Source organism: Bradyrhizobium sp. GCM10028915 (genome assembly GCF_042666195.1).
Taxonomy (GTDB): Bacteria; Pseudomonadota; Alphaproteobacteria; order Rhizobiales; family Xanthobacteraceae; genus Bradyrhizobium; species Bradyrhizobium canariense_D.
The window spans coordinates 167,913-173,912 of the sequence record NZ_JBHTFN010000011.1; the positions used below are offsets into that span (position 1 = coordinate 167,913).

Consider the following 6,000-nt stretch of genomic DNA (forward strand, 5'->3'; position numbering starts at 1 on the left):
GCTTTGATCAGGCGTTGGCGGCTTTCTTGTCGACTTCCGAGGCGCCCGAGAATTCCTTGCGCAAGGTCGGCTTGTGGATCTTGCCGGTGGCGTTGCGGGGTAACGCATCGACGAAGCGGACCTGGCGTGGACATTTGAAGCGCGCGAGATTCGCCGCGCAGTGCGCGAAGACATCTGTCTCGGTCAACCGCTGGCCGGGCTTGGCCGCGACGATGGCGAGGCCAACCTCGCCCCATTGCGGATCGGGAATGCCGATCACGGCGGCTTCCGCGATAGCGTCGAGTTGGTGCAGGACGTTCTCGACCTCGGCCGGATAGACGTTCTCGCCACCGGAAATGTACATGTCCTTCCAGCGGTCGACGATGTAATAAAAACCTTCCTCATCGACGCGTGTCGCGTCGCCCGTGTGCAGCCAGCCATCGGTGAACGACGTCTTGTTCGCCTCCGGCCTGTTCCAGTAGCCGGGCGTAATGTTCGGTCCCTTGACCCAGAGCTCGCCGAGTTCGCCGACATCGGCGTCGCCGCCGTCAGGACGCACGATGCGCACTTCAGTGTGCAGCACCGGCTTGCCGGCGGAGCCGGCTTTCCGTGCCGCATCCTCGCGGTCGAGCACCAGCACGGCCGGCGAGGTCTCGGTCATGCCGTAGCCCTGCTGGAGTGCGACGCCACGCGCCTCCCACACCTTGAGCAGCGGCACCGGCATTGGTGCGCCGCCGACACCTCCCACGATCAACCGGCCGAGGTCGGTGGTCGCGAACGCCGGATGCTGGGCCATGAACTGGTAGATCGCGGGCACGCCGAAGAACACGTTGATGCCCTGTGCGGGATCGTTGATCAGGCCGAGCGCCGTGCCGGGATCGAAGGCGCGCATGATCATCACGGTGCCGCCGGCGTGCAGCACCGGATTGGTGTAGCAATTCAGGCCGCCGGTGTGGAACAGCGGCAGCACGGTGAGCAGCACCGAGGACGGCCCGATGCAGGCGGGGCCGCCGAGATTGACGCAATTCCAGAAGGTCATGCCATGGGTGATGGTGGCGCCCTTGGGATGACCCGTTGTGCCCGAGGTGTACATGATGGTCGAGACGTCATCGAGGGTCACCTCCTCGATTTTCTCGAGTGGCTTTGCGGCGGCGATGCCGGCCTCATAAGTCCCGCTGGGGCCAAGCAGCAGGCTCGTCGCAATGCCGCAGAGCCTTGCCACGGCCAGCGCCGTTTCGGCGAGATCGGTGTCGTGGATCATCACCTTCGGCGCGCAATCTGCGGTGATGAACTGGAGTTCGGGAACGGTGAGGCGGGTGTTCAGCGGCACGAAGATCGCACCTAACCGCCCGCAGGCGAATTGCACCTCCAGCGTATCGGTCGTGTTCAGCGCCAGCACCGCGACCCGCTCGCCGCGCGAGACTTTCAGCGCATGGCGCAGAAATGACGCGAGACGCGAGATGCGCGCGTCGAGCTGCGCATAGGTAAAGCGGCGCTCGCTCGCGAGGTCTATCACCGCAATCTTGTTCGGTGTGCGGCGGCCATGGTGGGCAATCCAGTCGTAGTAACGAACGGCCAAGAATTCCTCCCTCGGCGGACTTGTGCCGCCCGCGTCCCTATTGCCATGCACCATGCCCGGCATGGCCCAAGGGCCAGCCGGAGTTTGTGCACCATCCTTTTTTTGATCCGGAGTTGGCGCGCGAGCGATGAAAATCGTCTTGCGTTGAGTTGCTAGAGCGAGCTTGCTTGGAGCGGGGCTCGGCCAGCCACTCCGCGCAAGTGAGCCGCCAAGGTTCCGGCCATGTGGACGAGACGAATCCGCCAGCAAGGCGAGAGTGCGATGATGAGCCCGTTCTATACCGCCGAGCATGACGCCTTTCGCGAGGTGATGCGCCGCTTCGTCGACAAGGAGATTGCGCCCTTCGCCCACGAGTGGGATGAGGCCGGTGAATTCCCCCGCGCGCTCTATCGCAAGGCGGCCGAGATCGGGCTCTTGGGACTCGGTTTCCCCGAGGAATATGGCGGGATCGCCGCCGACCAGTTCATGAGGATCGTCGCCAGCCAGGAGCTGGCGCGGGCTGGCGCCGGCGGTGTCAGCGCCAGCTTGATGAGCCATACGATCGGTTCGCCGCCGGTCGCGCGGGCCGCGCGCCCCGAGGTGAAGGCGCGCGTGCTGCCTCAGGTGCTCGCGGGTGAGAAAATCTCCGCGCTCGCGATCACCGAGCCGGGCGGCGGCTCTGATGTCGCGGGCCTCCGCACCAAGGCGCGGCGCGACGGAGATCACTACGTCGTGAGCGGCGAGAAGACCTTCATCACATCCGGGATGCGTGCCGACTATTTGACCGTTGCGGTGCGCACCGGCGGCGAGGGCGCCGGCGGCGTCAGCCTGCTCCTGATCGAGGGGGATACGCCCGGCCTGTCCCGGACAAAGCTGAAGAAGATGGGCTGGTGGGCCTCCGACACCGCGGCCCTGCATTTCGACGAGTGCCGCGTACCGGCGGAAAACCTGATCGGCGAGGAAGGCCAGGGGTTCAAGATCATCATGCGGAATTTCAACAGCGAGCGCATGGGCATGGCGGCAGGCTGCACCGCGTTCGCGCGCGTCTGCCTCGACGAGGCCATTGCCTACGCCAAGGAGCGCAAGACCTTCGGCAAGCCGCTCGCGCAGCACCAGGTGATCCGCCACAAGATCGTCGACATGGCGCAGAAGGTCGCCGCATCGCAAGCGATGCTGGAGATGCTGGCCTGGCGGCTGGAGCAGGGCGAAAGCCCGGTCGCCGAAATCTGCATGATGAAGAACCAGGCGACCCAGACGATGGCGTTCTGCGCCTCGGAAGCGGTGCAGATTTTTGGCGGCGCCGGCTTCATGCGCGGCATCAAGGCCGAGCGCATCTACCGTGAGGTCAAGGTCAACGCGATCGGCGGCGGCACCGAGGAGATCATGAAGGATCTCGCGTCGCGGCAGATAGGGTTGTGACCTCTTTCTCCGTCATGGCCGGGACGAGCCCGGCCATGACGAGCACCTCAGAGATACCAAGAACTGGGCTAATTAAGATGCTGTTCACCGCCGACCACGACGAGATCCGCCGTTCCTTGCAAAAATTCATTGCCAACGAGATCAATCCGCATGTCGATGAATGGGAGAAGGCCGACATCTTCCCGGCGCACGAGCTGTTCAGGAAGATGGGCAGGCTCGGCTTTCTCGGGCTGAACAAGCCGGTCGAATTCGGCGGCTCCGGCCTCGACTATTCCTATGCGCTGATGATGGCGGAGGAACTCGGCGCGATCAATTGCGGCGGCGTGCCGATGGCGATCGGGGTGCAGACCGACATGGCGACTCCTGCGCTGGCGCGGTTCGGCTCCGATGAAGTGCGGCGCGAATTCCTGGCGCCCTCGATCTCTGGCGACTATGTGGCCTGCATTGGCGTCTCGGAGCCCGGCGCGGGTTCTGACGTGGCCTCGATCAAGACCAATGCGCGCGGGGACGGCGACGATTACGTCATCGATGGTGGCAAGATGTGGATCACCAACGGCACCCAGGCCGACTGGATCTGTCTGCTCGCCAATACGGGCGACGGGTCCGTTCACCGCAACAAATCGCTGATCTGTGTGCCCATGAAGACCAAGGGCGTCACGGTCGCGCGCAAGCTCGACAAGATGGGCATGCGTTCCTCCGACACCGCGCAGATCTTCTTCGACAATGTCCGCGTGCCCAAGCGCAACCGGATCGGCGAGGAGGGCAAGGGCTTTACCTACCAGATGATCCAGTTCCAGGAGGAGCGGCTCTGGGGTGCGGCCGCCTGCCTGAAGGCGGCATGAATACATTATCAACGAGACCATCGAATACACCCGCAATCGCAAGGCCTTTGGGAAGTCGATCCTCGACAACCAGGTCGTTCATTTCAAGCTCGCGGAGATGCAGACCGAGGTCGAGCTGTTGCGCGCGCTGATCTACCGTGCCGGAGAGGCGCTTGTGGCGGGCGAGGATGTCACGAAACTTGCGACCATGGCCAAGCTGAAGGCCGGGCGACTCGGCCGCGAGCTTACCGACGCCTGCTTGCAATATTGGGGTGGAATGGGCTTTACCAACGAGACCGCCGGTCAGCCGTGCCTATCGCGACAGCCGTCTGACATCGATCGGCGGCGGCGCCGACGAGGTCATGCTGATGGTCCTGTGCAAGATGATGGGGACGCTGCCCGGCAGCAAAGGAAGTTCCTGATGATCACGCTCTATCACTGCGACGCCGCGCGCTCATTCCGTCCGCTCTGGATGCTGGAGGAGATGGGGCTGCCCTACGAGCTCAAGATGCTGCCGTTCCCGCCGCGGGTCTTCGCCAAGGAGTATCTCGCGCTCAATCCGCTGGGCACGATTCCCTTCATGGTCGACGGCGAGACGAAAATGACCGAGTCCTCCGGCATCTGCCACTATCTCGGCATCAAGCATGGACCGACGCCACTGATGGTCGGACCCGAAGATCCCGCCTATGGCGCGTTCGTGAACTGGATGTATTTCAGCGACGCCACGTTAACCTTCCCGCAGACGCTGGTGCTCCGATACACCCAGCTCGAGCCGGAAGAGCGCCGCAATCCGCAGGTCGCCGGCGACTATGCCAAATGGTTCTTGGGCCGCCTGCGCGCCGTCGAGGCAGCCACCGCAAATACCGAGGCCTTGTGCGCGGGCCGCTTCACTGCCGCCGACATCGTGATCGGTTACGCGCTCCGCCTCGCCGATACTATCGGGCTTGCCAAGGATTTTGGGCCAAATGTCGCAGCCTATTGGGCACGCTTGCAGCAACGGGATGGTTTCAAGCGCGCGGTTGCTGCGGAGCAACAGGCCGGCGTCGAGCAGAACGTGGCGCCAAGGGTGAGGGCCTGATTGTCGTTCTGGCGAAAGCCGGGACGGCCATGTTGCCGGGAGTTCCGGGTCGTCGGGACTGCCGCTGTTTTGCGCTTCATGATAGCGCTATCCCGCCGTGACAGCGCCCAGATTTCCGCTAAGGTGACCTCCGTCCGCAGCGGCCAAAGAGCCGCGCGAGGAGGATCCCAATGGAAGATAACGGTCGCGAATCCGACCATTTGATGCTGATCACGCCGGAGCGGGTATTCTATGCCGGCCTGCTCGGCCGCCCCCGCAAGCGGACGCCCGGCTGCTGCCATGTCTATGTCGCGGTGAAGGGCAGTCTGCATCTGACGATCGATGATGCGCTCGCCACCGGCGAGCTGTTCGTTACCCTACCGAACCAGCGGCATTCCATTGCGAGCGACTACCGCACCGCGATCAGCGTGACGCTGGAGCCGGAGAGCATGCCCGATGGCGTGATCGAGGTCCTGGCCGAGCGGCTCACCGGACCCGACAGGGCCGTCTATGCCCGCAAGATCCTCGCCGCCTACACGCTGCTGCGCCAGCGTCGCTACGGCGACATCACCACCGCCGAATTCGACCAGATGTGTTTTGGCGAGGCGCTGCCGCGCCGCGTGCTCGACCCCCGCGTGACGCGTGCGGTCGCCCGTATCGGCCGCTTCACGGGCGAACCCGTGACGGCGGACACATGCGCGGCGGAGGCCGGACTTTCCGCTTCGCGCTTCCTGCATCTGTTCAAGGAAGAGACCGGCATCTCGTTCCGCTCCTTCCGCGCCTGGAAGCGGGCGCGTCACCTGCTGCACTTCGCCAACCAGGACCTCAACCTCGCCCATCTCGCGCAGGACATCGGCTATCCCGACTCCACCCATTTCAGCCACTCGATCCGCCGCTTCTACGGCCTGAAGCCGCGCGCGATCTTCGTCGGCTCGCGCGATCTCGCGATCTATCGCAGCAGCGAGACCGTGAGGCTGGCGGAGGCGAGCTAGCGTCGTCTCGTAGGGTGGGCAAAGCGAAAGCGTGCCCACCATCTTCGCGAGGTATTGAGAGATGGTGGGAACGGCGCAAGAGCGCCTTTGCCCACCCTTGTAATAGCGCGATCAGTTATTCTCGACCTGTTCCGTGAGGAATGGCCTGCCGCGGTTTGCACCCCGCGACAGGCC

General features: G+C 64.1%; 4 protein-coding genes and 1 pseudogene. 4 read left to right on the forward strand and 1 reads right to left on the reverse strand.

All coding sequences use genetic code 11. From position 1 onward, the window contains the following. Positions 1 to 7: 7 nt before the first annotated feature. A complete protein-coding gene (locus ACFQX9_RS09070; protein ID WP_026233060.1) occupies positions 8 to 1,558 on the reverse strand; it encodes a long-chain fatty acid--CoA ligase in 1,551 nt (516 codons plus the stop codon). 261 nt (positions 1,559 to 1,819) lie between these two features. Between ACFQX9_RS09070 and ACFQX9_RS09075 the strand changes: the two genes are divergently transcribed. The 4 genes and pseudogenes from ACFQX9_RS09075 to ACFQX9_RS09090 all read left to right on the forward strand — a co-directional run bounded on the left by ACFQX9_RS09075 (position 1,820) and on the right by ACFQX9_RS09090 (position 5,826). Then, the gene (locus tag ACFQX9_RS09075; RefSeq protein ID WP_377787887.1) at positions 1,820 to 2,956 is read left to right on the forward strand and encodes an acyl-CoA dehydrogenase family protein; all 1,137 of its coding nucleotides are present in this window, start codon (positions 1,820 to 1,822) and stop codon (positions 2,954 to 2,956) included. Between the two features lie 77 nt (positions 2,957 to 3,033). Then, positions 3,034 to 4,199: pseudogene (locus tag ACFQX9_RS09080) on the forward strand (acyl-CoA dehydrogenase family protein). Further along, positions 4,199 to 4,855, forward strand: coding sequence for a glutathione S-transferase family protein (locus ACFQX9_RS09085; RefSeq protein WP_018455959.1), 657 nt, complete (start codon positions 4,199 to 4,201; stop codon positions 4,853 to 4,855). Before ACFQX9_RS09080 ends, ACFQX9_RS09085 begins: the two are co-directional and overlap by 1 nt. Before the next feature lie 170 nt (positions 4,856 to 5,025). Continuing rightward, a complete protein-coding gene (locus ACFQX9_RS09090) occupies positions 5,026 to 5,826 on the forward strand; it encodes an AraC family transcriptional regulator (RefSeq protein ID WP_018455960.1) in 801 nt (266 codons plus the stop codon). The last annotated feature ends 174 nt before the right edge of the window (positions 5,827 to 6,000 follow it).

What these genes read in the sequence shown, in the direction of transcription:
- ACFQX9_RS09075 (WP_377787887.1), top strand. Translation starts at nt 1,820, where the DNA reads ATGATGAGCCCGTTCTATACCGCCGAGCATGACGCCTTTCGCGAGGTG.
- ACFQX9_RS09085 (WP_018455959.1), top strand. Translation starts at nt 4,199, where the DNA reads ATGATCACGCTCTATCACTGCGACGCCGCGCGCTCATTCCGTCCGCTC.
- ACFQX9_RS09090 (WP_018455960.1), top strand. Translation starts at nt 5,026, where the DNA reads ATGGAAGATAACGGTCGCGAATCCGACCATTTGATGCTGATCACGCCG.